The sequence below is a fragment of the Pseudomonas sp. BW7P1 genome (assembly GCF_024981055.1).
GTDB classification, from domain to species: Bacteria; Pseudomonadota; Gammaproteobacteria; order Pseudomonadales; family Pseudomonadaceae; genus Aquipseudomonas; species Aquipseudomonas bananamidigenes.
Map to the genome: position 1 here is coordinate 5082057 of NZ_CP103374.1, position 26159 is coordinate 5108215.

Here is a 26159-nt window from a genome sequence, read left to right on the forward strand (position 1 = left end):
TGAACACGGTCAGACTTCCGAGTCCCAGATCACCGTGACATTGCCGGCATACTGTTTGGCCTGGCCGGGCTGCAACATGCTCTCCATGTAACGGCTCGGCACTTCGAAGTGCAAGGTGCCGGGCGCCCGATCCACGAAAACCCCTGGTTGAAACAGGGTGTCGGTCGGGTTTTCCGTCAGGCGCTTGTGCTTCACCGGCTGGCCTGCCGTGTCAGTGATGCCATGGGGCAGACTCACGCTCATATAGACCTGGGGAAAGGTGCTGCCGGATTCGGCATCGCGCAACGCGCAGGCGCCGATACCGCCGTACTGACACTGGATGGACATCCGGAATCGCGAAGAAGCGGAAATGTTGAAGGTCTGATCCTTGAGCAACCGGACAGGTCGCCGCCCTTCCTGCAACCAGGCTTGCCAGCCGCCCTGCGGTACCAGCTCGATCCTGTCGCCCCCCGGCGGCAGGTCGATCTTGAGCATGTGCTGCACGTCGAGCACGAACCTGAATGTGACGGAGGCATTGCTGGGTAGCAGGTTATCGCCCGCATCAATGTCCAGCCCCGGCCCCACGCCATAGATCAGCTCACCGGTATAAATCCCGGCCGACATCGTGAACGGGCTGGGCGTGCGCAGTTCATAGCCCACGTCCAGGTAGTCATAAGTCATCCAGGGAATCCGGAACGCGGCTTCTTTACTGCAATCGGTTTCCGACGGTCCGCGCCAGAACGCTCGATAGAAGTTCGGCCCGAAAGCCGTCATCGCTCCGGCGTCGCAAGGCCTTGAGGGAAACCACCAGCCTCGACCGCCCCACAGATCCTGATGGGCCTGTTCATCGGTGGCGGCCCCGGTCAGGTTCCTCGCCGTGTCGCTCAAAACGTACTGAGTGCCCAACCCGCCGATTCTCATTTCAACCGTGGCCGTTTCCCCGCTCACAACATTCCTGACTGTCAGGCTGCGCCAGAGATTGGGGATTCTGAACATCGCACCGTTGCGCACCGTCGCCCCTGGTTCGATCGAGCGCACGGAAGCGAAGCGCAATGGCAGACGAACGCCAGACAGGTCGTGGGCCTTGCAGTCAGCGACGTATGTTCCGCAATAACCACTTTGTACCGTCTGGTCGACGAACGCATTGTTCTGCGGTTTCGACGGATCGGGTATGAAACTGGCACGCATCTCTTGAGTGACAGCTTGCACGGAGGCGCAAAACATCACGCCGGCCGCGCATACGAATATCCTGTTTCTTTGGAGCCTGAAAATCATTGCTACGTCCTTGCACTGAATGGCGATGTCCTGTGCCCGATCCCTGTCTATCCCTGGGGAGCGGCCGCGTTGAACATGAGGTTGACGGTGCCGAAATAGTCCCCCGGCTTGTAGCCGTCGGACTGCTCCACCGGCTGAATCTCCAACAGCACCCGGGCTCCTTTGCGCGCTTCCTCTGCCGTCACCACTTGCTGGGGAACCGGGTCGTGGCTCAGCAACTTGCCATTGAAGAACACCCGTAAAAGGATGTGCGCATTCGGATCCTTGCCGTTGGTCAAATAGGGAAAGCTCTCAAGGCGAGCCTCGATGGCGCTGCTGTCATGCCGGACGTCGAAATGTCTGCGCAGGCTGCCGAGGGTCGAGGTGTTCACATCCCAGGGCAGGCGCTGCTCGCGATGAATCCAGTCCGGCTCGCTGGGTATGACGTAAAACTGCAGCGTCGGAATGTGCACCGACACATAAAACTCCAGTTCTTCCCGCGCCGCGAACGCCCAGGTGCTTATCAATCCCAATCCTGCGGCCGACGTCAGGGCCATCCATTGTCTGATCATTTTTCGTTTCCCTGAGGGTCAACCGGCGGTTTTCAGGTTCTTTTTGCTGTCGCCTTCGACCAGGATGAAGCGATATTCGCGTCCCGGTTTTTTCTCGAATTCGAAGGTCTTGCCGGCCATGACGTGGTGTTTGGTGGTGGCGTCGCATTCGGTTTCGTCGGACTTCGAACAGCTCTTGAATTCGTCGATCACCACCACGGTGTTGCCGTTGTTGCGTACCTTGTAAGTGCTCGTTTTGTCATCAATCACCGTATCGAACCGGGCGTTGTGCGGGCGTACGAAAAAGATCGTACCGAAACCGGCCATGACGTTGACGCCCGCCGTCAGGCTCTTCTTGTATTCCTCACGCTCTTCGCTGGACACCGCAAACTCGTCCTCCTTCTCTGGCACCACCGGAACGAACCGCACACGGAAGTAACGCTCCTTGTCACGTTCGCCCATGAACAGCAAACGAGTGCCCTGCATACCCTGGGCCGGGATGATCAAGCGTGCGGGACTGGCCATCACGCCGTCCCGGGCGCCCGCATCGGCCTGCACCTTGACCGGCACTTCAGTGGAAGTGCCGTCGGCGTTGTAGATGATTTCCAGCACATTGATCTTGACGAACGCGGTGCTGTCACCGCTGTTGTAGACGCGTTTGAGATAAGTACTTTTATCGCCGGCAAGATAGTCGTAGACCACGCCGATGTTGATGTTAGGACCGGCCTGGGCGTTCAGACAAACCATGCACAGGCCCAAAAAAACCACTAATTGCTTCATGCACATACTCTCCGTCGATAATTCAAAAGCCAGGAGCGCTCAGATTTCCGAATCGAACACAACGACAACCGTGTTGGAATATTTGTTGCCACGATCCATCGTCAACATCGTCTTGATGGACGCCTTCTCCACATCGAAATGCAAGGTTCCCTGTTGACGATCCACGTACATTCCGGGTTGAAAAACCGCGTAGCCATCTGCAATGGGACGCAGCAGTCGGCGCCTCACCGGTTTGCCGCTCTCGTCGGTCAAGCCGTTCGGCAACGTGACGCTGATGAACAGGCGCGCCGCGACGGTGTCGGCGTCATTGAACAGATAACAATCGCTGATCGTGCCGCGACCGCACTGGAGAAACATCTTGAAGCGCGAACTGGCCGAAATATGGAACGTCTGATCGCGGTACAACCGTTCGGGAATGCGCCGGGTATTGAGCCATGGTTGCCAGCCGCCTTCAGGCTCAAGCGCAATGCGATTACCGCCGGGAGGCAGGTCGACTTTGAGGGTGTGCTGAACGTCCAGTACGAAGTCCAGCGTCACGTTGTGGTCATCCACCACCAGCGAAGTGCCCATGCTGAAATCGGCACCATGCCCGACACTGTAGGTCAACGACCCGGTATACAAGCCGGCGGACATGGCCAGCGGGTCGGGAGTACGCAGTTCATAAGCAATATCCAGAGAATCGAATTGAATGTCCGGAATGCGAAATGCGGAATATTTGATGCATTCCTCTTCCTGCGGCGTTTTCCAGAAAAACTGATAGCCGAGCGGATTGTAGGCACCTACTCCGCTGTACTGGCAGGGTGCGGGTGCATAGACCCAGGAATCGTTCAGCCACAGCTTTCGGTGGCCTTCGCGTACATCACTCTCACCGGTCAACTCGGTTACCGGCTGGCTGAGCCTGTATCTGGAACCCAAACCGATAATTCGCACCTCAACGGCATGGCTTTCCTGAGTCTGCTGATTGGTGACCGTCAAACGCCGCCAATTGGCAGGGGCCTTTACGCGAATGCTGGTGTATTGAGGCAAGGAACCCGCTGAGCTGAAACGAATCGGTACCTGGATACTGAACATATTGTTGGCTTCGCACTGATCCGGATAGGTCGCGCAGTAACCGCTGTTCGGCGTCTTGTTGATGAATGTGTTTTTCCAGGGCTTCGAAGGATCGGGCTGAAACAACGCCCGTATTTCCTGGTTCGCCCCTTGCGCCAACGGCATGCTCAATACCGTGAGCAGGCCAAGCCAGGAGAACGTCTTTTTCATGCTTCAGCCCGCCTTCTGCCCGGAAACGGTCGCATCGGCCAACGTGTCCGGACTGCACCGCAGGTCGCCGATCATCAACACATTGTTTTCCACTCGCCCCTGCTGCGGATCGAGCCGGAACTGACACAGCAACTGATCGGCAAACCGCACTTCCAGCGTCGGCGAGCCGGCATGCATTTCCATAGAGAAGAACCCGTCCACCTCGCTCACCCCACGGCTGGCGTGGTTGATGACGTGATGGCCTTTGAGCGGCCGTCCCTGGGGATCGAGCAGGCGCCCGAGCACCGTGAAGGTTTTCATCACGCGCACCTTGCGGTATTCCACGCCGCCCTTGTTCATGTGATAGCGGGTTCGTGCCGGTTCGATGGACGCCGCCGGCACATCGTTGCCGACAAAGTCGAAGCTCACCGAGCTGTTTCTGTAAGCCGTGATCGGAATGAAATTGCGCCCCGGCCGCAGGGCCGCGCTGCCACCGCTCAAGTCGTCGGCGCGCAGGGCGATGCCGTCGATGTCGGACTCCACATCCACGATCATCCCCGCGCCCCGACCCTGAGGCTGGCTGGTCATGACAATGGCCTGCCCACCGACGGCCACCGTGCTGTCCAGGTTCAGGCCGCCGGTGTAGTTGCCGTTGTAGGACGAGCGCTGGACGAAGCCATCGCCATTGACGATATCGGTGCTGAAGTTGGCCTGACCGTTCAGGCCGATTCCGTAGGTATCTGTCAGAACAGTCGCCATCACGCTTTGTAAAACGTGATCGTCGAAGTTCTTGCGGTAACCCAGCGAACCGTTGTTGTCCCGGCTGCCGTCCCTTGCCGTACGGGTGCCGATGCTGCCGGAGATCTGCTGGCCCGGACCGCCCAAAGCGACGTTGAGGCTCAGATCCACGCCCCGGTTACGCGCATCGCCACTGCTGTAGCTGCCGGGTCGGTCGAACACCGACAGCCGCCAGTTGGAGTCGCTGCCAAACACCGTGGTGCGCTGGGTCCAGCCCAGATCGAGGCCGACGCCTTCTACGTTACCTTCACTGTGGAAAACCCGGGCATTGAGCGAGCTGTTGCGGCTGACCCGGTGATTGAGCGCCAGCGAGGAGTTGCTGGTCTGCCCGGTGAAAACATTGCGCTGACGGATGCGGGTGCCGTCCGGCAGCGTGTCGTAAATGTCGGTGGTGTCAAGCCAGCTGCGGTTGTGACTGACCACCAGGCTGCCGGCCCCGTAGTTGTACAGGCCTTGCAGATCCAGCCCGGTGCCATGGTCTTCGGTCGTGTAGACGTTGGCGAACATGCTCACGCTGTTGGCGAGGGTCCAGTCGATCGAGGTGCCGTACTGCAATTTCTCGCGAACCTGGCGGGCGGACAGACCGAGGATCACGCGCGGATGCAACAGATAGTTGAGCGAAGCACCGGCCGTGGCATCGCCGCTGGCCTGGCGGTCCCAGTTGCTGAGCAGTTTGGTTTCCTGGCCGGCAAATACGTTGTAGCGCCAGCGCTCTTCGGGATTACGCCAGTTGCTCGGCTTGTACACCAGCTCCTGAGTGGTGGAGGTGATCTGGCCGTCCTCGATCAGTCGCACTTCCACTTCATAAATGCCACCGGGCAATGGCCGGGTGTCGAGGGTCTGCAGACCGGCTGGCACGGATTGGGTGTTGATCAACAACCCGTCGCGAAAGATCTCCACCGAGGCCTGGCGGTTGGCCGTGACATAGATCGGGTAGACGCTGGGGTTTTGCAGATCCACTGCCAGGCTGTCGGAACTGCCGTACATCACACCGACCGTGGTGTCGGGGCTGTTGCCGAAGGAACGGGGTTGTCGGGTCAAGCCTTCGGACGTCGGCGTGAAATAGCCCATGCGCAGGAAGCTGCCCTGCAGTTCGCGTTGGGTGTGCAACTCGTACACCGCGTGATAGAGCTTGTCGTCCGGTCCGCCAAGGCGGGCCAGTTGCATGTTGAAAGTCTGCGTCCAGTTACCCAGGCTGCCATTGGCTTCGAGGCCATAGCGGCCGCCCAGATCCTGATCCTGACCGCCGTTCAGGTTGAGCTGGTTGCGCATGATAAGGCCGGTGCTGCCGCCCTGGGGCTGCTCGTAGAAACGCGGGGTTTCGCTATCTCGCTCGGCATTCTCGGTGACGATCGATAGCAGCGAGTTTTCCAGGTTGTAGTGCACGGCGAGCATTTGCTCCGGACATTGGCCGCTGCAACCGCCCAGCGGCACGCCGGGCTTGAGATAGCTGGCCCATTTTTCCCGTTCGGCGGGACCGAAACGGTTTTCATTGGTATCGGTGAAATCAAGCAGCGTGATGCGATCATCGCGGCTCAGCACGATCATCGCTTCACCCAACGGTTGCTGATCGAGTTCAACCCGAACAGCCAGAGGAACATCGAAAAAGTGTTCTTCAAAGTCTTTCGGCAAGCCTTTGGCCTGCGCCAGCAAACTGCGCGGCGTTGTACCGGCCGATTCGGCAGCCGCTGCCGCACCGGCACAAAACAGCAACGCAAGTGCAGTCGCGATGGAAGTCATCGGGAACATGAAAACGAACTCTGAATGCGAACGGAAAAAGTCCGGCCGACTGACGCATGCATCAGCCAGCCGGCTTTGTTACTTCACGGATTAGAGCGTGCTGCCACCGACCGGTGGAACAGCGTCGAACATCATGGTGACCGCGCCGGTGTAATCGCCCGGCGTGAAGTCACTGCCAGTCGCAGTAATTCGCACCGGTGCGCGGTAGTTCACATCCGACTCGGACTCGCCTACGACCATTTGTGGAGTCTGGGTCAGCACCTTGCCATTGAACTCGACTTGGAGGTCGATGATGCTCGAACCGCCGATCAGCTTCGGAACGCCCTCCAGTGAGCCGTGAACCGAACCGTTGTTGTTGCGCACATCAAAGAAGCCTTCCACCGGTTTCATGGTGCCGGTGATCGGGCTGAAGCTCATGTCCTGGTCCTTGTTGACCAGATCCGGATCCGTCGGCACCACGTAGAAACCATTGGTCGGTACATGCGCCACCAGACTGATGGAGTGTCGTGCTTCGCCGGCGGCGAATACCGCAGAAGAACTCAGAGCCAGAATAGCCAGCGGTGCAGCGAAAGCGATTTTCTTGAACATCGGTCAGTACCTGTTTTCTTTTTAAGGAATCGAAACATTGAAGTTCCCGTTTCTGCGGCCAACATGACCTGAAACATGGAAGTTCAACGCCGGGGCATGATCGACGCTTGCTCCACGATTGTAAGCAGGTAACTTCCCACAAACTTGTAGTTAAACAACCTCGCAACTTGAAAGAAAAAACATTAAAAACCCAAAATAAATAAAAACAACTGTAATCCATGGCCTACCCACAGTTTTACTAAAAAAAAATTACAGTACTTTGGACATTACCGCCCGGCACTTTTTTTGATATTTAGAATATAAGCTCAACTATCAATAGAGCGACAGCTTTAACTTCATGGTCATTCTTTTCCGGACGATCAAACAAGCGCTGCACGCAGTGATTCTCCTTTCTCGCCCGGATGACCATTCGTCCGCTGCCGTCCCCTTTCAAAAAAAACGCCTTGCCTCTCGGAAAAGATATATCTTAAGTTGTATCTAAACATGACGAGAGAAGACTGAAATGAGAGACCATCATCCCCATCACCGAGTGCATGGCGACAGCCGTGACGGCTTCGAAAAACGCCACGGCCGCGAACGCGGCGGGCGCAGTCCACGGGTATTCGCCCCCGGCGATCTGAAATTGCTGTTGCTGGCATTGATTGCCGAGCAGCCGTGTCACGGCTACGACCTGATCCGCCAGATCGAAACCATGTTCGACGGCGCCTACAGCCCCAGCCCAGGCGTGATCTACCCGACCCTGACATTTCTCGAAGAGAGCGAAATGATCACAGGCGATGCCGAGGGCGGCAAAAAACGCTATGCGGTCACCGATGCCGGCCGTCAGTCCCTCGGCGAACAGGCCGTGGCACTGGACGGCGTGCGCATGCGTATCGACGTCAGCAAGCGTTCGTTGCGCGGCCACGACCGGCCGCCGGAAATCCATGAAGCGGTGCACAACCTGCGCCACGCCCTGCAAATGCACCATGGGCGCTGGAGCCCGGAAGAAATCCTGAGGGTCCGCGATCTGCTCAACGACACCGCCAAAGCCATCGTCGACGGCCCTGCCGTTAAACCTGCCCCGGAGAACGCCGAATGACTGAAGCCCAGACCCAAGGCATCCATCGTGTGATGCATGAAATCAAACGTCGTCGCTTGGAAGTGTTGCGCGTGGTCGACCTGACCCCACGCATGCGCCGCATCACCCTTGGCGGGCCGGAACTGGCCGGCTTCATCAGCCTCGGCACTGACGATCACGTCAAGCTGCTGTTCCCGCAGAACGCCGAACAGGCTGCAGCACTGGAAACCCTGGTGCTCGGTGCCGGCAAAAACGACGTGCCGATGCCCGAAATGCGTGACTACACCCCACGCCGCTACGATCTCGACAAGCTGGAACTGGACATCGATTTCGTCCTCCACGGCGACGGCCCGGCCTCGACCTGGGCCGAACAGGCGAAACCGGGGCAGTTCCTGCACATCGGCGGCCCGCGTGGCTCGATGATCGTGCCGGACATCTTCGACAGCTACCTGCTGATCGGCGACGAAACCGCCCTGCCCGCCATCGCCCGTCGCCTCGAAGGCCTGGCGGCCAATCGCAAGGCGCTGGTGGTGGTCGAAGTGGAAAACGGCAAGGAACAGCAAACGCTTGAGAGCGCAGCGCAGGTCAACGTGATCTGGGTGCTGCGTGGAGCCAACAAGGACAGCCTGCTGACCACCGTGAAGCAGTTGCAGGTGCCCAAGGGCAATCTGTATGCGTGGGTGGCGACCGAAACCAAAGTTTCGCGGCAGATCCGCCGGGTGCTGCTCGATGAGCACGGGCTGGACGAACAGTTCGTCAAAGCCGTCGGCTACTGGCGCGCCGAAGGCTCCGAAGAAAAGTAACTGCATACATTGGTGGCGAGGGAGCTTGCTCCCGTTTCGCAGCCCAGCGGGAGCAAGCTCCCTCGCCACAGGGTTCGCTCAGTTGTGCCGTTTAGGGGTGAACCCGCGGTCAAGGCCGATGAAGAGCAACGCAATCAGCACAAACCCCACCAGAATCCCCCCGGCATTGACGAACACCTGTGGATAACCCAGCAGCGCCACGTCAATGAACGGATAGGCGTAGGCCCCCAGCAAATGCCCGCGCAGCAGCGCATAAACGAAGTACACCAGCGGATAGATCAGCCACAACGGCAGATGCTTCAGGCGCAAGGTGCCCTTGGGCACGCACAACCACCAATAGGCCAGAAACAGCAGCGGCATCACGTCGTGGAGCAATTCGTCGGCGATGAACTGCCAGCCCTGCGGATGCCACAAGTGCCGCAGCAGAATGCTGTACGCCAGGGCCACCACGGCAATGCTCACCGCGATGCCGCTGCTGACCCAGGGTTGCAGAAACCAGCGGCGAGCAGCGGATTCGCGATCCGTCACCGCGCAAGTCAGCACCACCGCCACCAGGGTGTTGGTGATCACGGTGAAGTAACTGAAGAAACTCACCAGCCCGCCCAACAGACTGGCGCCAATGCTCAACCGCGCGAAGAAAATCAGGTACAGCTGAATCCCCAGCCCGGCCCAGCCCAGCACCGCAGCCGAAGTGATCAGACGTCGCCGCAGCACGGCGTTCATCTCAGAGCGGACGCTTGGTGCGCATCAGCTTCACGTACAGCCGTTCGACTTTCTCCCGCGCCCAGGGCGTCTTGCGCAAAAAGGTCAGGCTCGACTTGATGGTCGGGTCGCTCTTGAAGCAACGGATGTCGATGCGCTCGGCCAGTCCCGACCATTCGTAGTGGGTCACCAGTGCATTGAGGATCTGTTCGAGGGTCACGCCGTGCAGCGGATCGGGATTGTGTTCGTTCATGCCGGGCCTTTGAGCGAAGTAAAAATGCAGAAGCCGCGCACCTTAGCCGAGGGGCCGGGCCGGTGGAAGGCCTTCCTTCAACTGTAGGTGAACCGTGCAAGATCGCAGGCTCCGTCGACACCGGCCATGTGATCGATTGCCGCACTGTTACCGAATCCGAAAGGGTTCATGTCTGCAAAAGCACTTTGTGTTTTTGTAACTGGACATTATCCTGCCGCCCTTCTGCTGAACCGCTTCACTGCCTGCGTCAAATCGTAGCGGTCAGCCATCCCCCAAAAAGATCAAGAAAGACCTACTCAATGCCCGATTTTCCGTTCTTCCGAGACAGCGCTATCTCAACCCTGCGCCTGATCGGCGGCTGCACCGCCCTTGGCCTCGCCACCTGCACCCAGGCCGCTCCGGCCTTCGACAGTGAATCACCGTATATGCTCGGTGACTGGAACGGCACCCGCAGCGAACTCTCGGAAAAAGGCATCGACTTCAAGCTCGACTACACCGGTGAGATGGGCAGCAACCTGCACGGCGGCTACGACCATGACCGCGCTGCACGCTACAGCGACCAATGGGGCCTGGGCACCCATCTGGACCTGCAAAAACTGCTGGGCTGGAACGACGCCGAATTTCAGTTGACCGTGACCAAACGCAGCGGCAACAACATCAGCAACGATCGTATCAACGACCCGCGCGTCGGTGGTTTCACTTCGGCGCAGGAAGTCTGGGGCCGTGGCCAGACCACGCGCCTGACGCAGATGTGGTACCAGCAAAAATTCTTCGACCGGAAACTCGACATCAAGGTCGGCCGCTTCGGTGAGGGCGAAGACTTCAACAGCTTCCCGTGCGACTTCCAGAACCTGGCGTTCTGCGGCTCCCAGGTCGGCAACTGGGTCGGCGGCATCTGGTACAACTGGCCGGTCAGCCAATGGGCGCTGCGGGTCAAATATCACCTGACGCCGGAGCTGTACGCACAGGTCGGCGCCTATGAGCAGAACCCTTCGAACCTCGATCGCGGCAACGGCTTCAAACTCAGCGGCAGCGGCACCCAGGGCGCCCTCCTGCCCGTTGAGCTGGTGTGGACGCCAAAGCTCAACGGCCTGCCGGGCGAATACCGTGCCGGTTACTACTACAGCAACGCCAAGGCCACCGACGCCTATAAGGACCACAACGGCCAGCCGGCGGCCCTGAGCGGCGAGGCTTATCGCAGCGCTTCGAGCAAGCACGGTGTGTGGCTGGGTGTGCAGCAGCAGATCACCAGCGTCGCCAGCGACGATTCCCGCGGTCTGAGCCTGTTCGCCAACGGCACGATGCACGACAAGAAGACCAACGCCGTCGACAACTATGTCCAGGCCGGACTGGTCTACAAAGGCCTGTTCGACGCCCGCGCCAAAGACGACATCGGTTTCGCCCTCGCCCGCGTCCACGTCAACCCGGCCTACCGCAAGAACGCCGAAGCGACCAACCAGGCCCGCGCCGTCTACGACTACGACGATCCGTCCTACCTGCCGCCGCAGGACACCGAATACAGCGCCGAACTCTATTACGGCGTGCACGTCACGAACTGGCTGACCGTGCGCCCGAACCTGCAATACATCCGCCATCCGGGCGGTGTGGACAAGGTCGACGACGCACTGATCGGCGGGATCAAGATCCAGTCGTCGTTCTGATTTCAATTTTGTAATGAACCATGCCCGCGCCTGATCGTCATCTAAAGTGACTTAAGCGCGGGACTACTTGAAACGTCACGGAGAACCACACTATGAGCACCGAAAGTGCTTCGGGTCGAGGCCGTCTGCTACCGAGCCTGCTCGGCATTCTGCTTCTACTGATGGGCCTGGCCATGCTGGCCGGGGGAATCAAGCTGAGCACGCTCGGCGGCTCGCTGTACTACCTGCTGGCCGGTATCGGCATCACGCTGACCGGCATCCTGCTGCTGATGCGCCGTCGCGCAGCACTGGGCCTGTACGCCATCGTGCTGTTCGCCAGCACCGTCTGGGCGCTGTGGGAAGTCGGTCTGGACTGGTGGCAACTGGTGCCGCGTCTGGCCCTGTGGTTCGTCCTCGGCTTCGTGATGCTGCTGCCGTGGTTCCGTCGCCCGCTGCTGCTCAACGGCCCTGCACCGATGGGCACCGGCGGTCTGACCGTCGCCGTGATTCTGGCCGGCGTCACCGCCCTGGCCAGCCTGTTCACCCACCCGGGCGAAACCTTCGGCGAACTGGGTCGCGAAACCGCCGACACCACCAGCACCGCACCGCAAATGCCGGATGGCGACTGGCAGGCCTATGGCCGCACCGAATTCGGTGACCGCTACTCGCCACTGAAGCAGATCACCCCGGCCAACGTCGGCAAGCTGCAGGAAGCCTGGCGCATCCGCACCGGCGACCTGCCGACCGCCGATGACCCGGTAGAGCTGACCAACGAAAACACCCCGCTGAAAGCCAACGGCATGCTGTACGCCTGCACCGCCCACAGCAAGGTGCTGGCGCTGGATCCGGACACCGGCAAGGAACTGTGGCGCTTCGACCCGCAGATCAAGAGCCCGGTCGGCTTCAAGGGCTTCGCCCACATGACCTGCCGTGGCGTGTCGTACTACGACGAAGCCGCTTACGCCAAGTCTGAAAACGCAGCCTCCGCCGTTATCTCCGAAGCCGGCAAGGCCGTCGCCCAGGCCTGCCCGCGTCGCCTGTACCTGCCAACCGCCGATGCCCGCCTGATCGCACTGAACGCCGACACCGGCAAGATCTGCGAAGGCTTCGGCAACAAAGGCGTGGTCGACCTGACCCAGGGCATCGGCCCGTTCACCGCCGGTGGTTACTACTCCACTTCGCCAGCGGCGATCACCCGTGATCTGGTGATCATGGGCGGTCACGTCACCGACAACGAATCGACCAACGAGCCATCGGGCGTGATCCGCGCCTTCGACGTGCGCGACGGTCACCTGGTGTGGAACTGGGACAGCGACAAGCCGGACGCCACCGAGCCTTTGGCCCCGGGCCAGATCTACAGCCGCAACTCGGCCAACATGTGGTCGCTGGCCAGCGTCGATGAAAAACTCGGCATGGTGTACCTGCCACTGGGCAACCAGACTCCGGACCAGTGGGGCGCCGATCGCACCCCGGGCGCCGAGAAGTTCAGCGCCGGTGTCGTCGCCCTGGACCTGGCCACCGGCAAGGTACGCTGGAACTACCAGTTCACCCACCACGACCTGTGGGACATGGACGTCGGCAGCCAGCCAACCCTGCTGGACATGAAAACCGCCGACGGCATCAAGCCTGCGCTGATCGCCCCGACCAAACAGGGCAGCCTGTACGTGCTCGACCGTCGTGACGGCACGCCGATCATCCCGATCCGCGAGATCCCGGTTCCGCAAGGCGCCGTGAAAGGCGACCACACCGCCCCGACCCAGGCCCGTTCGGACCTGAACCTGCTGGCCCCGGAACTGACCGAAAAAGCCATGTGGGGCGCCAGCCCGTTCGACCAGATGCTGTGCCGCATCCAGTTCAAGGAACTGCGCTACGAAGGCCAGTACACGCCTCCGTCGGAACAGGGCAGCCTGATCTATCCGGGTAACGTCGGTGTGTTCAACTGGGGCGGTGTATCGGTCGACCCGGTTCGCCAGATGCTGTTCACCAGCCCGAACTACATGGCCTTCGTCTCGAAAATGGTGCCGCGCGAAAAAGTCGCTGCCGGCAGCAAGCGCGAGAGCGAAACCGCTGGCGTGCAACCGAACACCGGCGCGCCTTATGCGGTGATCATGCATCCATTCATGTCGCCCTTCGGCGTACCGTGCCAGGCTCCGGCCTGGGGTTACGTTGCCGGTATCGACCTGACCACCGGCAAAGTCGTGTGGAAACGCAAGAACGGCACCAGCCGCGACAGCTCGCCGATCCCGATCGGCTTCACCCTGGGCGTGCCAAGCATGGGCGGCTCGATCGTCACTGCCGGCGGCGTCGGCTTCCTCAGCGGCACGCTGGACCAGTACCTGCGCGCCTATGACGTGAACACCGGTAAAGAGCTGTGGAAATCCCGTCTGCCTGCGGGCGGCCAGGCCACTCCGATGACCTACACCGGCAAGGACGGCAAGCAATACGTCCTGCTCGTCGTCGGCGGTCACGGTTCGCTGGGCACCAAGATGGGTGATTATGTGATTGCGTACAAACTGCCGGATTAATCGTTAACGGCGGTGAAGGAAAAGGCGATGTCCTGTGAAGGCATCGCCTTTTTTCTGTGCGCCAATCGCCAATCGATATAAAAAACTGTCAACTCTGACAGGCGCGGTTATTCCCGTTTGCTCCGATCATCAACCTCATGTAGCGGTTGAATCACGGAGCCCCCATGGCCGATACGCGCTTTGGCAATCACTGGATCGAAGCACTGATCAAAGGACAGGTCCGCTTTCACCAGTTGCCTGCCGATCTTGATCACAACGAAGCCGCCCTGATTCGCCGTGAAGCCCTGCAACACATCAGTGGAGCTTCACTGCGCAGCATTGGCGATTACACCCGCGAACCGCAGCCGGCCCATTGCGAGAACCGCATCGGCTCCGTCCAGATTCCGCTGGGCATCACCGGCCCCTTGCTCGTCAAGGGACAGGCCATCACGGCCCAGGAACCGGTCTATGTCCCACTGGCGACCACCGAAGGCGCGCTGATCGCCAGTACCGCCCGTGGATGCCGGGCACTGCATGCCGCCGGCGGCGCAGTGGTTCGGGTCGAAGAGGTGGGCATCACCCGTGCGCCGGTATTTCGCTCCACGGGCATCCTGCAGACCGAAGCCTTTCTGGCCTGGATCCGCGACAATCTCCAGCAGATCCGGCAGGCCTGCGAACAGGGCAGCGCTCATTTGCATCTGCGAGACATTCAGCCTGCGGTGGTCGGTACCACGATCTATCTGCGCTTTCGTTTCCGTACCGAAGACGCGATGGGCATGAACATGGCCAGCATTGCCTGTGACCGGGTCATCCGTGAGTTGATCACCCCGGCAACCGGCGTCTCGTGCCTCGGCATTTCGGGCAACTACTGCACGGACAAGAAACCGGCGATGGTCAATTTCATCAACGGACGCGGCCAGCGGATCCACGCCGAAGTCCGTCTGAGCAAAGACATACTCCACGACATTCTCAAGACCGACGCCGAGGCACTGTGCGAGCTGCAGTACCGGAAAAACCTCATGGGCTCGGCCATGGCCGGCGCCATCGGCTGCAATGCCCATCATGCCAACATCCTCGCCGCCTTCTTCATCGCCACCGGTCAGGACGTCGCTCAAGTAGCGGAAAGTGCCATCGGCATTACCTGCTTCGAAGCCTGTGAACACGATGCCATCTACGCCTCGGTCACAATGCCGGACGTGCCACTGGGCACCGTCGGCGGTGGCACCTCCCTTTGTACGCAACGCGAAGCCCTGGCCTTGATGGGAATCATCCCGGGCAGCAAGAAACCGGGAAAGGACACCCGGCGCCTGGCAGAAATTCTCGGCGCAACGGTACTTGCCGGCGAACTGTCGATCATGGCCGCCCTGGCCTCGCATCAACTGGTATCGGCCCATCAGCGGCTGGGGCGCTGACCATGATCCACGCCAGAGCACCCGGCAAAATCATCCTGATGGGCGAACATGCGGCGCTGCACGGATGCCCGGTGATCGCCTGTTCCGTGGGGCTTTACTGCAATGTGTGGATCAGGCCGCGACAGGACGGCGAGATTGAACTGCAATTGCCCGATCTGTTGCTGCAGCAGACGTATTCAGCCAGGCAATTGATCGACTACACCGCACGCATGCGCATGGCCCTGAAGCGATATCAGGCCACGCCAGGCACACAGACCTTCGCCGCCCTGGCCAACGCTGGCCACGATCACCTGGTCAAATGCGCCATCGGTGAATTCCTCCTGCGAATCCCACCGCAGCACTGGCGGGGTTTTACCTTGCGGGTGCAATCGCAGATTCCGCCGGGTGCCGGTTTCGGCAGCTCGGGTGCGCTTGCCGTTTCTCTCTCGGCTGCGCTGATGCAAGGGTTCGGGCTGACAGAAAACGATTGCCCGCTGGAACCCTTGGCCCTGTCGATTGAACGATTTCAGCACGGCGAACCATCGGGCATCGATCACAACACCAGCCTGCTGGGATCGGTCGTCGAAGGCAGACGCAACGCAAAAGGCGAGCTCGACGTGTACGCGCTACCCGTCATCACCTCGGAACTGCTGCCCGTTACCCTGCGCCTCTTCAACACCGGCACCGCCCTCGAGAGCACCGGCCAGGTCATTGCCGCCACCCGCCATCGACTCGAAGGCCCCGATAGTCCGCTGTTGGCCAGCATGCGGCGCAACACTGAGCGTTTCAGTACCTTGATGCGCCAGACACGCCCGATGCCGGAAACCTTTCGCGCGGTGATACGCGATTACGAAGCCGATCTTGAAGCCCTGGGCGTCGTCCCCGAGGCCGTCGCCCAAGTGATTCGCGCGGTAGAACAGGCTGGCGGTGCAGCCAAGATCTGCGGCGCCGGAGCATTGTCCGGGGATCAGGCCGGCGTACTGCTGGTACTCGGTGCAACGAATCTGCTGGAGCTGGCGCGCTACCGGCAACTCGACGCCCCTCTCGCGGTGGCAGGCCTGGAGATCACCCGGTCATGAATCGCACCAGCGTCTCGTCCCCCGCCAACATCGCGCTGATCAAGTACTGGGGCATGCGCGATGCGCTGAACACGTTGCCCAACAACGCCTCGCTTTCCATGACCCTCAGCCGTTGCGTCAGCTTCTGCACACTGGCCCCACTTGCCAATGGCACGACCGACGAAATTCTGTGGAAAACCTCTCGTGGTGCACTGGTGCCGGCAGATCCCACCCTGCGGGCCGGGATCGAACATCACCTGCAGGCCTTGCGCGAACACTTCGATCACTGGCAACCGTTACGCATCGCCACCACCAACAGTTTCCCGACCGGCGCCGGCATCGCGTCATCGGCAGCGGGCTTCAGCGCCCTCGCGGCGGCATTTGTCCTGTATCGCGGACACTCGCTGACGCATCCCGTCCTCAGCGATCTGGCGCGCCTCTCCGGCTCCGGCTCGGCGGCGCGCTCGGTCTGTGGTGGTTTCGTGCAGTGGCCCGGCAATGCGCGACTGCTCTCGGAGCCGGCCCTGCAGATCGCCCCGGCACACCACTGGCCGCTGCATGACCTGATCGCCGTGGTCGATGCCCGACACAAAAACGTCAGCTCCCGCCAGGGTCATCTGCTCGCCCACAGCAGCGAGTTTTACCCGACCCGCCTGAAGCTGCTGCCGCAGCGTCTGGAACACGTACGCCAAGCCATTTTCGAACGTGACTTCTTCCGACTGGCCGACGCCGTGGAACGCGAAGCCACCGAACTGCACCTGATCGCCATGACGTCGCAACCACCGGTTTTCTATTGGCGGCCAGCGACCCTGACCGTGCTGGAACGGGTCCGCCAGTTGCGCCAGGAAGGCCTGGACGTCTGCGCCACCCTCGACGCCGGGCCCAACGTACACGTGCTGTGCACGCCGCAACATTCCCCAAAGGTGTTTGCCGCGCTGCGCAAACTGCCTGACATCCAGCGCTGGATACTCGACAGAGCGGGCGACGGGCCAAGGCGACTGGAGCAGCATTTGTTTTGAATCTTGCGTCCTACAGACGAGGTGTTTTTCGGGGACGATTCCGACAAGGCGCGTCGGTTGTCCCTAGGAAACGGGCTGGATAGGCTTTGGGGGTCGCTGCAAATTCAGCGAACGGGCTTGGTCGTCCGGGTTTAGAATGGCGCACTTTTCAGCATGCTTAATGGCGAACTGTGCGTGGGAGGGCTAACGGCCCTGCCGGGTATCCATTCCCTGGTCGACCAACCTGCGTACGGTTCGCCACCCTATTGCTTGGTCGCAGTAAGCGGCGAACTCCACATCCCGAATGGAGTTCCACCATGAAAAAGCCAACACCCAATCCCCCCGAATCAAACGACGCATCGCCCTACGAATCGCCAGATTCCAAAAAACTCCACGAAGCCGCCGAGCGCGCCCTCGACCACTACCTGAAACCCAACGCCACCACCCTGCGTTTCCATAAACCCAGCACCATGTTCCAGGTCGCCCCCGACCAGGACAGCGAAAGCCTGCTGGTCCACGCCTGCGAATCATTGGCACAGGCCAACCTCATGACCAGCGACATCGCCGCACACATCGACCTCCCGCAGCGGCGGACGATTCTGGCCATTCAGCAAATCATCATGCTGGCCGAGCTGGCGGTGAATCGGGTGCTGGATAACGTCGAAGTACAGCGTTACCCAACACACAGCTGAGCCGCCCTGACGAAACCGACCTGCCAGCGACAGACTGCATTCGCTGGCAGCTCGATAGGGACGCGGAGCGTCCCGGGCTGCATTCCCACGCAGAGCGTGGTAACGATCAAAGCAAAAGCACTCCGTCGCCTTTCGTATCTCACCACTCAACACGATGAGCGTTAGCTCAAGTACCGCTTTTGACGTGCCGGCCCCATCGGAAGGCTGAGTGGAGGGATTTATCCGGGGGTGGGAGCGCAGCGACCGTTTGGCGAAGCCAAACACATCGAGAGGAGGTGCAGCGAAGCAAACCGTAGGCGATGCCCCCCCGGATGAATCCCGGAACGAAGGAACGCCGAGCCACAGCGAGGCGCCGAACGCAGGGGCCAAGCCTTTTGCTTACTTTTCGGCGTTTGGAAAAGTGAGCCGCTGTAAGAGCGGAACCGCCGGCCGCAGCACCCGAAAAAACGGATATTCACCCAAAACCCAAACAGCCTGGTCGGCCCAAAGGCCGCCAAGCCCACACCCCGAAACCCTGTCAAAACCCTGAACACACAACCAGAAACACCCACCCCCATTGAAACCACCAAAACCCTGCCCCATCTAACACCCATACCCCATTGCGCAGGTGCCCCATGAGCGACCAGCAAGAATTCCCCGAGAACCCCGACGACTACACCGAAACCGACCCCATCGAACACCACGTCCCCGGCAAGGGCCTGGCCCTGCCCGGTCAGAACCTGCCGGACAAGGTCTACATCATCCCGATCCACAACCGCCCGTTCTTCCCGGCACAGGTCCTGCCGGTCATCGTCAACGAAGAACCCTGGGCCGAAACCCTCGAACTGGTCAGCAAATCCGAACACCACTCCCTGGCCCTGTTTTTCATGGACACGCCCCAGGAAGATCCGCGCCACTTCGACACCAAGGCGTTGCCGCAGTACGGCACCCTGGTCAAGGTGCACCACGCCAGCCGCGAAAACGGCAAGCTGCAATTCGTCGCCCAGGGCCTGAGCCGTGTGCGCATCAAGACCTGGCTCAAGCACCATCGCCCGCCGTACCTGGTGGAAGTCGAATACCCGCACCAGCCCACCGAGCCGACCGACGAGGTCAAGGCCTACGGCATGGCGCTGATCAACGCGATCAAGGAACTGCTGCCGCTCAACCCGCTGTACAGCGAAGAGCTGAAGAACTACCTCAACCGCTTCAGCCCCAACGATCCGTCGCCCCTGACCGACTTCGCCGCCGCCCTCACCTCGGCGACCGGCAATGAGCTGCAGGAAGTGCTCGACTGCGTGCCGATGCTCAAGCGCATGGAAAAAGTCCTGCCGATGCTGCGCAAGGAAGTCGAAGTCGCGCGCCTGCAGAAAGAAATCTCCGCCGAGGTCAACCGCAAGATCGGCGAACATCAGCGCGAGTTCTTCCTCAAGGAGCAGCTCAAGGTCATCCAGCAGGAGCTGGGCCTGACCAAGGACGACCGCAGCGCCGACCTCGAACAGTTCGAGCAGCGTCTGGAAGGCAAGGTCCTGCCGACGCCGGTGCAAAAACGCCTCGAAGAGGAAATGAACAAGCTGTCGATCCTCGAAACCGGATCGCCGGAGTACGCAGTCACCCGCAACTACCTCGACTGGGCGACCTCGGTGCCGTGGGGCGTGTACGGCGAGGACAAGATCGACCTCAAGCACGCGCGCAAGGTGCTGGACAAACACCACGCCGGCCTCGACGACATCAAGGACCGGATCCTCGAATTCCTCGCCGTCGGTGCCTACAAAGGCGAGATCAGCGGCTCCATCGTGCTGCTGGTCGGCCCGCCGGGTGTGGGCAAGACCAGTGTCGGCAAGTCCATCGCCGAATCCCTCGGCCGACCGTTCTACCGCTTCAGCGTCGGCGGCATGCGTGACGAAGCCGAAATCAAGGGCCACCGCCGCACCTACATCGGTGCACAGCCGGGCAAACTCGTGCAGGCGCTGAAAGACGTCGAAGTGATGAACCCGGTGATCATGCTCGACGAGATCGACAAGATGGGCCAGAGCTACCAGGGCGATCCGGCCTCGGCACTGCTGGAAACCCTCGACCCGGAACAGAACGTCGAATTTCTCGACCACTACCTCGACCTGCGGATGGACCTGTCGAAAGTCCTGTTCGTCTGCACCGCCAACACCCTGGATTCGATTCCCGGCCCGTTGCTGGACCGGATGGAAGTGATTCGCCTGTCGGGTTACATCACCGAAGAAAAAGTCGCCATCGCCAAGCGTCACCTGTGGCCGAAACTGCTGGAAAAGGCCGGTGTGTCCAAGGGCAGCCTGAGTATCAGCGACAACGCGCTCAAGGCGCTGATCGACGGTTACGCCCGTGAAGCCGGCGTGCGTCAGCTGGAAAAGCAGCTGGGCAAACTGGTGCGCAAGGCAGTCATGAAGCTGATCGACGATCCGAAAGCGGTGATCAAACTCGGGCCGAAAGACCTCGAAGCCTCCCTTGGCCACCCGGTGTTTCGCAACGAACAGGTGCTGTCCGGCATCGGCGTGATCACCGGTCTGGCCTGGACCAGCATGGGCGGCGCGACCCTGCCGATCGAAGCCACGCGGATTCACACGTTCAATCGCGGTTTCAAACTCACCGGGCAACTGGGCGACGTGATGAAAGAATCGGCGGAGATCGCCTACAGCTATGTCAGTTCGCACCTCAAATCCTTTGGTGGCGATCCGAAGTTCTTCGACGAAGCCTTCGTCCACCTGCATGTGCCGGAAGGCGCAACGCCGAAGGACGGCCCGAGCGCCGGGGTGACCATGGCCAGTGCCCTGCTCTCGCTGGCGCGTAATCAGCCACCGAAAAAAGGCGTGGCCATGACCGGTGAACTGACATTGACCGGGCACGTGCTGCCGATTGGTGGCGTGCGCGAGAAGGTGATTGCGGCGCGGCGGCAGAAGATTTTCGAGCTGATTTTGCCGGAGGCGAATCGCGGTAACTTCGAAGAGCTGCCGGATTACTTGAAGGAAGGCATCACCGTACATTTCGCCAAGAAGTTTGCGGATGTGGCGAAGGTGCTTTTCTGATAGCTCAGTAGCGCCTGGAGCACCGCTTTCGCGAGCAGGCTCGCTCCCACAGGGTTTGTGGCGAGTAGCACAAGGTATGTGTTCGCCACGGACCATTGTGGGAGCGAGCCTGCTCGCGAAGGCGTCGTCACACTTTGTCTCATCTTCAGTTATGCTCGCCGTTCGTCGCCAACGCCGGAGCCGCTGAGCCTATGTCCGCCACTCGCCTGTTTGTCCCCCTGTCCCTCGCCCTGCTGGCCGCCTGCGCCACGCAACCGAACACCAACGTGACCGTGGAAAAACAGAGCGAATGCCCGGTGCGGCTGACCAACGGCCAAAGCCTCACCGTCATGCTGCCAAGCAACCCCACCACCGGCTACCGCTGGGCCATCCAAGACTCGGCCGGCGGCGTGCTGCGTGCACTGAGCCCCGAGGTTTACAGCAGTCCGAAAGACTCCGGCATGGTCGGCGCGGGCGGTCTGTCCACCTGGCGCTTCCAGGCCTTTGCTACCGGCACGGGGCGCCTGCGCCTGACATCGCAGCAACCCTGGGAGCCTGAAGTCGAGCCGGTGGAAACCTTCGACTGCGCGATCTCGGTGAACTGATCGTGGGCTGGCTGATCCTCGCGCTGATGGGCGCAGCGACCTTTCTCTATGGCGTCAGCACCCATGCGGCGCTGCTTTGTCTGCTGGTCAAGCCACTGCCGGTATTGGCGCTGCTGGGCTGGCTGCATGATGCGCCGCCGAGTGACTATCGCCGCTGGATCAGTCTGGGCCTGATTTTCTCTTTGCTCGGCGATGTGCTGCTGGCGTGGCCGGGGGATCTGTTCGTGTTTGGCCTGGGTGCGTTTCTGGTCGCGCATCTGGCGTACCTCAAGGCCTATCTCAGCGATTGCCGGCGTCCGGCCGTGTTGCCGCTGGTGCTGGCCGTTGGCGTTGGCGCCGTGCTGTTGGGCATATTGATCAGCAGCGGACTCGGACCGTTGACCGCACCGGTGATCGTCTACGGCACAGCCATCAGCGCCATGCTCTGGCGCGCCCTGGCTCGCCTCGGCAGTGGCGTACCGCAACGTTCGGCGTTGCTCGCAGCCGGCGGTGCGCTGGCGTTCGTGTTCTCTGACAGCGTGATCGGCATCGACCGGTTTGTCGCACCGTTTCATGCCGCGCCCTACGTCATCATTCTCAGCTACTGGCTCGGGCAGTGGGGCATTGCCGCTTCGGCATTTTCCCAGAGCAAACGTCCGGCCCTTTGATCGGGCGGTTGATCAGACAAGCCGCGCATCCGCGCGCCAGTTTGGCTAAAATGCCGGCCTTTTCATCGACACCGCCGGAACCGCCGTGAGCAAAGAACCCGATCGCATTTTCGCCCAGCCGATGGCCCAGGTGCCTGACTTCGCCTTTAACGAGGACGTGGTGCGGGTATTCCCGGACATGATCAAGCGCTCGGTGCCAGGTTATCCGACCATCGTCGAGAACCTCGGCGTGCTCGCGGCGCAGTTCGCGCAACCGAACAGCGTGCTCTATGACCTCGGCGCCTCGCTGGGTGCCGTGACTCAGGCCTTGCGCCGTCACGTGCGCACTGACGGTTGCCGGGTGATTGCGGTGGATAACTCCGCTGCGATGGTCGAGCGCTGCCGTGAGTACCTCAACGGTCAGGACTCGATGTTCCAGGAGTTGCTGCCGGTCGAGGTGATCGAAGGTGACATCCTCGCCCTCGATTTCAAACCGGCCTCGGTGGTGGCGATGAACTTCACCCTGCAATTTATCGCCCCGCAGCAGCGCACGGCGTTGCTGTCGCGCATTCGCCAGTCGTTGCTGCCGGGCGGCGCGCTGATCCTGTCGGAGAAGTTGCGCTTCAACGATGCCGATGAACATGCACTGCTGACCGACCTGCACGTTGCGTTCAAACGCGCCAACGGCTACAGCGAACTGGAAATCGCCCAGAAGCGCAGCGCCATCGAAAACGTCATGAAGCCCGACAGCCTCGAAGAACACCGCGAGCGCCTGCTGGCTGCCGGGTTCTCGAAAGTCGTGCCGTGGTTCCAGTGCCTTAACTTTGCCTCGTTGATTGCCTTGCCATGATTGATCTGTCCCCCCTCGCCCGCCGCTTGGCCGGCACACCGCTGGCCGAGTGGGCCAACACCCTGCAAGTGCAGCTCGACCGGAAAATGGAGAAGGGCCACGGCGATCTGGAGCGCTGGCAAAGTGCACTGGACGCCCTGCCGAAAATCCGGCCGAGCGAAGTCGACCTGCTCGATGGCCTGAAACTGGACACCGATTGCGACGACGAAACCCGTGCGCAGATGCGTACCGCGCTGATGGGCCTGTCGCCATGGCGCAAGGGGCCGTTCGATCTGTTCGGCGTGCACGTCGATACCGAGTGGCGCTCGGACTGGAAATGGTCGCGGGTTTCTCCGCATCTGGATCTGAAAGGCAAGCGCATTCTCGATGTCGGCTGCGGCAACGGCTATTACATGTGGCGCATGCTCGGTGCCGGTGCCGACAGTGTGATCGGCGTCGATCCGAACTGGCTGTTCTTCTGCCAGTTCCAGGCGGTGCAGCGCTACCTGTCGGAGCCGAATGCCTGGCATTTGCCGTTCCCGTTCGAAGACTTGCCGCCGAATCTGGAAGGCTTCGACACGGTGTTTTCCATGGGTGTGTTCTATCACCGTCGCTCGCCGATCGAGCATTTGCTGGCGCTGAAGGATTGCCTGGTGAAGGGCGGCGAACTGGTGCTGGAGACGCTGGTGGTCGAAGGCGACAAGCATCAGGTGCTGGTGCCGGAAGATCGTTACGCACAGATGCGCAACGTGTGGTTCCTGCCGTCGGTGCCGGCGCTGGAACTGTGGCTGCGACGCGCCGGATTCAGCGATGTGCGTTGCGTGGACGTGAGTTTCACCACGGTCGAGGAACAGCGCAGCACCGAGTGGATGAAGTATCAGTCGTTGAGTGACTTCCTCGATCCGGAAGATCACAGCAAGACCATCGAAGGGCTGCCGGCGCCGATGCGGGCGGTGATTGTCGCGAAGAAGTAACGATCCCTTCCAGGCACTGCAAAAAATTGTGGGAGCTGGCTTGCCAGCGATAACGGTGGATCAGTCGACATCAATGCTTGGTGTGCCGACGCCATCGCTGGCAAGCCAGTTCCCACAGGGTTTGATGTTGTTTTTCATTCTGCCGGTTTTGCGCGCCGTGCCCGGAAGAACTCGGTCAACACCGCCCCGCACTCCTGCGCCAGCACCCCGCCTTCATACAGCACTCGATGGTTGAGAAAGCCCTGAGTGAAGAACTGCCCCTGACTCTGCACAATCCCGGCCTTGGGCTCCAGCGCGCCGTACACCACGCGAGCCACCCGCGAATGCACGATCAGTCCGGCGCACATGCTGCAGGGCTCCAGGGTCACGTACAGCGTGCTGCCCGGCAGACGATAGTTATCCACCGCTTGCGCGGCGGCGCGGATCGCGACCATTTCTGCGTGTGCGCTCGGGTCGCTGGTACTGATCGGGCAGTTGAAGCCACGACCGATGATCTCGCCATCCTGTACCAGTACCGCACCCACCGGCACTTCGCCGAGGGCTGCGCCTTGTGCCGCCAATGTCAGGGCCTCACGCATGAAATCGCGGTCACGGCTGCGGTCGATGATCGCCGCGGGGCGAATCTGGCGCATCACTTCACCTCGATGGCGGCCATCAGGCCGGTTTCCATGTGGTCGATCACGTGGCAGTGGAACATCCACACCCCCGGGTTATCCGCCACCAACGCCACTTGCGCACGCTCGTTCTTGCCCAGCAGGTAAGTGTCGGTGAAATACGGCACGATCTTGTGCCGGTTCGAGGCAATCACCTTGAAACTCATGCCATGCAGGTGGATCGGGTGCTGATACTGGGTCATGTTCTTCAATTCGAAGATATAACTCTGGCCCAGTTTCAGGCTGGCGATCGGCCGGTCGGCGCAGGTCTTGTCGGTGATGTCCCAGGCCTTGCCGTTGATCTGCCACAGGCTCGGCGGTTTGCCGTTATCGACATTCACCGACACCGAACCGACCCATTCGAAATTGAAGTTGAGTTTCTCGGCATTGGCCAGATCCGGCTCGGCCACCGGGTTGGCCGGCAGTGCCTTCGGCCACTCGGTCGGCGCGTCAGTGTTGGCCACCGAGCGCAGGGTTCCCAGGCGTACCGGGCCGTTGCGCAGCGAAAGCTCTTCACCGGCCGGCGGCGCCTTGATCGCCAGACAGATGCGCATGCCCGGGCCGAGCCAGTATTCCTTGCCCAGTGGCCGGGGCTCGACCGGGTTGCCGTCCAGCGCATAGATCTGCGCTTCGACGCCGGGAATGTTGATGCGATAGGTCAACGTGTTGTCGAGGTTGAGCAAGCGCACCCGGGTGATCTGCCCGGCCGGCAACTCGATCACCGGTGAAGGCACGCCATTGATCGTCGCCAGCCGCCCCGCCGTACCGCCTCGGGCCGCTTCACGCGGAACACTGAATTCGACGAACCGGCCTTCTTCATCGACGTGCCAGCTTTTGAGACTCAACGTCTTTTCATACTTGAATCCGGTCGGCTCGCGTTCCTCGACGATCAACGGCCCGACCAGCCCGCGCCCAAGTTCTTCGCTGCTGCTGACGTGCGGGTGATACCAGTAGCTGCCGGCGTCCGGCACTCGGAACTTGTAATCGAAATACTCACCCGGCAGCACCGGCAACTGCGACACGTAGGGCACGCCGTCCATCTCCAGCGGCAAGCGGATGCCGTGCCAGTGAATGGTCGTCGCCACCGGCAGATGGTTGATGAAACGCACCCGCAGCCATTCGCCCTGACGCACCCGCAATTCGGTGCCCGGCGCCGACGGCCCGAACGCCCACGCTTCGGTCTTGTGCCCTGGCACCAGCTCGACGTCCAGCGGTGCGGCGATCAGTTCGTAGTCATGCCCGGCATTGGCGTCAGCCACCTTGCCCAGCCAGTACCGCGTCGCACCACCGGCTCCCGCGCCCACCACTGCAAGACCGGCCAGGCCACCGAGAATCTGTCGACGGGTAAAGGACATGGACACAACTACCTCACGTATCAGCCACGGGCCAGTACGCCCGCAAAAGGCGAATACGATACACCTGCGGTTGCGAAAC

The 26159-nt window shown here is 60.9% G+C and carries 23 protein-coding genes; 13 read left to right on the forward strand and 10 right to left on the reverse strand.

The genetic code is table 11. The features are described 5' to 3' along the window. Nucleotides 1-9: 9 nt before the first annotated feature. The 6 genes from NWV16_RS22815 to NWV16_RS22840 form a co-directional block, all read right to left on the reverse strand. On the reverse strand, nt 10-1167 hold the full coding sequence (locus NWV16_RS22815; RefSeq protein WP_260520861.1) for a hypothetical protein: 1158 nt from the start codon (nt 1165-1167) through the stop codon (nt 10-12). Nucleotides 1168-1301: 134 nt separating this feature from the next. Then, nucleotides 1302-1805 (reverse strand): CS1 type fimbrial major subunit, encoded by a 504-nt coding sequence (locus NWV16_RS22820; protein ID WP_260520862.1) that lies wholly within the window; start codon nt 1803-1805, stop codon nt 1302-1304. Between the two features lie 18 nt (nt 1806-1823). After that, nucleotides 1824-2564: a molecular chaperone gene (locus NWV16_RS22825; RefSeq protein WP_260520863.1), complete on the reverse strand. Its 741-nt coding sequence runs from the start codon at nt 2562-2564 to the stop codon at nt 1824-1826. 39 nt (nt 2565-2603) lie between these two features. Then, nucleotides 2604-3824, reverse strand: a complete 1221-nt coding sequence (locus tag NWV16_RS22830; protein WP_260520864.1) for a phage baseplate upper protein — start codon at nt 3822-3824, stop codon at nt 2604-2606. 3 nt (nt 3825-3827) lie between these two features. Then, the gene (locus tag NWV16_RS22835) at nt 3828-6350 is read right to left on the reverse strand and encodes a TcfC E-set like domain-containing protein (protein WP_260520865.1); all 2523 of its coding nucleotides are present in this window, start codon (nt 6348-6350) and stop codon (nt 3828-3830) included. 81 nt (nt 6351-6431) lie between these two features. Next, nucleotides 6432-6929, reverse strand: coding sequence for a fimbrial protein (locus NWV16_RS22840; protein WP_260520866.1), 498 nt, complete (start codon nt 6927-6929; stop codon nt 6432-6434). 502 nt (nt 6930-7431) lie between these two features. Between NWV16_RS22840 and NWV16_RS22845 the strand changes: the two genes are divergently transcribed. Both NWV16_RS22845 and NWV16_RS22850 read left to right on the forward strand, forming a co-directional pair. Then, entirely contained in the window at nt 7432-8007 is a 576-nt protein-coding gene (locus tag NWV16_RS22845) for a PadR family transcriptional regulator (protein ID WP_260520867.1), read from the forward strand. Continuing rightward, complete coding sequence (locus NWV16_RS22850) at nt 8004-8789, forward strand: siderophore-interacting protein (protein ID WP_260520868.1); 786 nt, start codon at nt 8004-8006, stop codon at nt 8787-8789. Before NWV16_RS22845 ends, NWV16_RS22850 begins: the two co-directional genes overlap by 4 nt. A 78-nt stretch (nt 8790-8867) precedes the next feature. Here the strand turns inward: NWV16_RS22850 and NWV16_RS22855 are convergent, their stop codons facing one another. Beyond that, nucleotides 8868-9512 (reverse strand): Pr6Pr family membrane protein, encoded by a 645-nt coding sequence (locus NWV16_RS22855; protein WP_260520869.1) that lies wholly within the window; start codon nt 9510-9512, stop codon nt 8868-8870. A gap of 1 nt (nt 9513) precedes the next feature. Continuing rightward, a complete protein-coding gene (locus tag NWV16_RS22860) occupies nt 9514-9744 on the reverse strand; it encodes a VF530 family DNA-binding protein (RefSeq protein ID WP_065258699.1) in 231 nt (76 codons plus the stop codon). 299 nt (nt 9745-10043) lie between these two features. Between NWV16_RS22860 and NWV16_RS22865 the strand changes: the two genes are divergently transcribed. From NWV16_RS22865 to cmoB, 11 genes are all read left to right on the forward strand, one after another. Continuing rightward, complete coding sequence (locus NWV16_RS22865; protein WP_260520870.1) at nt 10044-11405, forward strand: carbohydrate porin; 1362 nt, start codon at nt 10044-10046, stop codon at nt 11403-11405. 92 nt (nt 11406-11497) lie between these two features. Then, entirely contained in the window at nt 11498-13909 is a 2412-nt protein-coding gene (locus tag NWV16_RS22870) for a glucose/quinate/shikimate family membrane-bound PQQ-dependent dehydrogenase (protein WP_260520871.1), read from the forward strand. A 164-nt stretch (nt 13910-14073) separates the two neighbouring features. Next, the gene (locus tag NWV16_RS22875) at nt 14074-15300 is read left to right on the forward strand and encodes a hydroxymethylglutaryl-CoA reductase (protein ID WP_260520872.1); all 1227 of its coding nucleotides are present in this window, start codon (nt 14074-14076) and stop codon (nt 15298-15300) included. 2 nt (nt 15301-15302) lie between these two features. Continuing rightward, nucleotides 15303-16358: a mevalonate kinase gene (locus tag NWV16_RS22880; RefSeq protein WP_260520873.1), complete on the forward strand. Its 1056-nt coding sequence runs from the start codon at nt 15303-15305 to the stop codon at nt 16356-16358. After that, the gene (mvaD, locus tag NWV16_RS22885) at nt 16355-17356 is read left to right on the forward strand and encodes a diphosphomevalonate decarboxylase (protein WP_260520874.1); all 1002 of its coding nucleotides are present in this window, start codon (nt 16355-16357) and stop codon (nt 17354-17356) included. Before NWV16_RS22880 ends, mvaD begins: the two co-directional genes overlap by 4 nt. A gap of 296 nt (nt 17357-17652) precedes the next feature. Further along, nucleotides 17653-18027 (forward strand): DUF6124 family protein, encoded by a 375-nt coding sequence (locus NWV16_RS22890; protein ID WP_065258705.1) that lies wholly within the window; start codon nt 17653-17655, stop codon nt 18025-18027. Nucleotides 18028-18641: 614 nt separating this feature from the next. After that, a complete protein-coding gene (lon, locus tag NWV16_RS22895; protein WP_260520875.1) occupies nt 18642-21059 on the forward strand; it encodes an endopeptidase La in 2418 nt (805 codons plus the stop codon). A 191-nt stretch (nt 21060-21250) separates the two neighbouring features. After that, nucleotides 21251-21643, forward strand: coding sequence for a protease inhibitor I42 family protein (locus NWV16_RS22900; protein WP_260520876.1), 393 nt, complete (start codon nt 21251-21253; stop codon nt 21641-21643). A gap of 2 nt (nt 21644-21645) precedes the next feature. Next, nucleotides 21646-22290 carry a lysoplasmalogenase gene (locus tag NWV16_RS22905; protein WP_260520877.1) on the forward strand — a complete coding sequence of 215 codons (645 nt, stop codon included), beginning with the start codon at nt 21646-21648 and terminating at the stop codon, nt 22288-22290. A 121-nt stretch (nt 22291-22411) separates the two neighbouring features. Then, nucleotides 22412-23119, forward strand: coding sequence for a carboxy-S-adenosyl-L-methionine synthase CmoA (gene cmoA / locus NWV16_RS22910; protein WP_260523575.1), 708 nt, complete (start codon nt 22412-22414; stop codon nt 23117-23119). Further along, nucleotides 23116-24072: a tRNA 5-methoxyuridine(34)/uridine 5-oxyacetic acid(34) synthase CmoB gene (cmoB, locus tag NWV16_RS22915; protein ID WP_065261939.1), complete on the forward strand. Its 957-nt coding sequence runs from the start codon at nt 23116-23118 to the stop codon at nt 24070-24072. Before cmoA ends, cmoB begins: the two co-directional genes overlap by 4 nt. A gap of 134 nt (nt 24073-24206) precedes the next feature. Here the strand turns inward: cmoB and tadA are convergent, their stop codons facing one another. Both tadA and NWV16_RS22925 read right to left on the reverse strand, forming a co-directional pair. Then, complete coding sequence (tadA, locus tag NWV16_RS22920) at nt 24207-24704, reverse strand: tRNA adenosine(34) deaminase TadA (RefSeq protein ID WP_260520878.1); 498 nt, start codon at nt 24702-24704, stop codon at nt 24207-24209. Beyond that, nucleotides 24704-26080, reverse strand: coding sequence for a multicopper oxidase family protein (locus NWV16_RS22925; RefSeq protein ID WP_260520879.1), 1377 nt, complete (start codon nt 26078-26080; stop codon nt 24704-24706). Before NWV16_RS22925 ends, tadA begins: the two co-directional genes overlap by 1 nt. Between the last annotated feature and the right edge of the window lie 79 nt (nt 26081-26159).

Coding starts and splice junctions, on each gene's coding strand:
- NWV16_RS22860 (WP_065258699.1), bottom strand. CDS start 9,744: ATGAACGAACACAATCCCGATCCGCTGCACGGCGTGACCCTCGAACAG.
- NWV16_RS22855 (WP_260520869.1), bottom strand. CDS start 9,512: ATGAACGCCGTGCTGCGGCGACGTCTGATCACTTCGGCTGCGGTGCTG.
- mvaD (WP_260520874.1), top strand. CDS start 16,355: ATGAATCGCACCAGCGTCTCGTCCCCCGCCAACATCGCGCTGATCAAG.
- NWV16_RS22820 (WP_260520862.1), bottom strand. CDS start 1,805: ATGATCAGACAATGGATGGCCCTGACGTCGGCCGCAGGATTGGGATTG.
- NWV16_RS22880 (WP_260520873.1), top strand. CDS start 15,303: ATGATCCACGCCAGAGCACCCGGCAAAATCATCCTGATGGGCGAACAT.
- NWV16_RS22875 (WP_260520872.1), top strand. CDS start 14,074: ATGGCCGATACGCGCTTTGGCAATCACTGGATCGAAGCACTGATCAAA.
- NWV16_RS22840 (WP_260520866.1), bottom strand. CDS start 6,929: ATGTTCAAGAAAATCGCTTTCGCTGCACCGCTGGCTATTCTGGCTCTG.
- tadA (WP_260520878.1), bottom strand. CDS start 24,704: ATGCGCCAGATTCGCCCCGCGGCGATCATCGACCGCAGCCGTGACCGC.
- NWV16_RS22815 (WP_260520861.1), bottom strand. CDS start 1,167: ATGCGTGCCAGTTTCATACCCGATCCGTCGAAACCGCAGAACAATGCG.
- NWV16_RS22865 (WP_260520870.1), top strand. CDS start 10,044: ATGCCCGATTTTCCGTTCTTCCGAGACAGCGCTATCTCAACCCTGCGC.
- NWV16_RS22900 (WP_260520876.1), top strand. CDS start 21,251: ATGTCCGCCACTCGCCTGTTTGTCCCCCTGTCCCTCGCCCTGCTGGCC.
- NWV16_RS22830 (WP_260520864.1), bottom strand. CDS start 3,824: ATGAAAAAGACGTTCTCCTGGCTTGGCCTGCTCACGGTATTGAGCATG.
- NWV16_RS22835 (WP_260520865.1), bottom strand. CDS start 6,350: ATGTTCCCGATGACTTCCATCGCGACTGCACTTGCGTTGCTGTTTTGT.
- cmoB (WP_065261939.1), top strand. CDS start 23,116: ATGATTGATCTGTCCCCCCTCGCCCGCCGCTTGGCCGGCACACCGCTG.
- lon (WP_260520875.1), top strand. CDS start 18,642: ATGAGCGACCAGCAAGAATTCCCCGAGAACCCCGACGACTACACCGAA.
- NWV16_RS22925 (WP_260520879.1), bottom strand. CDS start 26,080: ATGTCCTTTACCCGTCGACAGATTCTCGGTGGCCTGGCCGGTCTTGCA.
- NWV16_RS22890 (WP_065258705.1), top strand. CDS start 17,653: ATGAAAAAGCCAACACCCAATCCCCCCGAATCAAACGACGCATCGCCC.
- NWV16_RS22850 (WP_260520868.1), top strand. CDS start 8,004: ATGACTGAAGCCCAGACCCAAGGCATCCATCGTGTGATGCATGAAATC.
- NWV16_RS22845 (WP_260520867.1), top strand. CDS start 7,432: ATGAGAGACCATCATCCCCATCACCGAGTGCATGGCGACAGCCGTGAC.
- NWV16_RS22870 (WP_260520871.1), top strand. CDS start 11,498: ATGAGCACCGAAAGTGCTTCGGGTCGAGGCCGTCTGCTACCGAGCCTG.
- cmoA (WP_260523575.1), top strand. CDS start 22,412: ATGGCCCAGGTGCCTGACTTCGCCTTTAACGAGGACGTGGTGCGGGTA.
- NWV16_RS22825 (WP_260520863.1), bottom strand. CDS start 2,564: ATGAAGCAATTAGTGGTTTTTTTGGGCCTGTGCATGGTTTGTCTGAAC.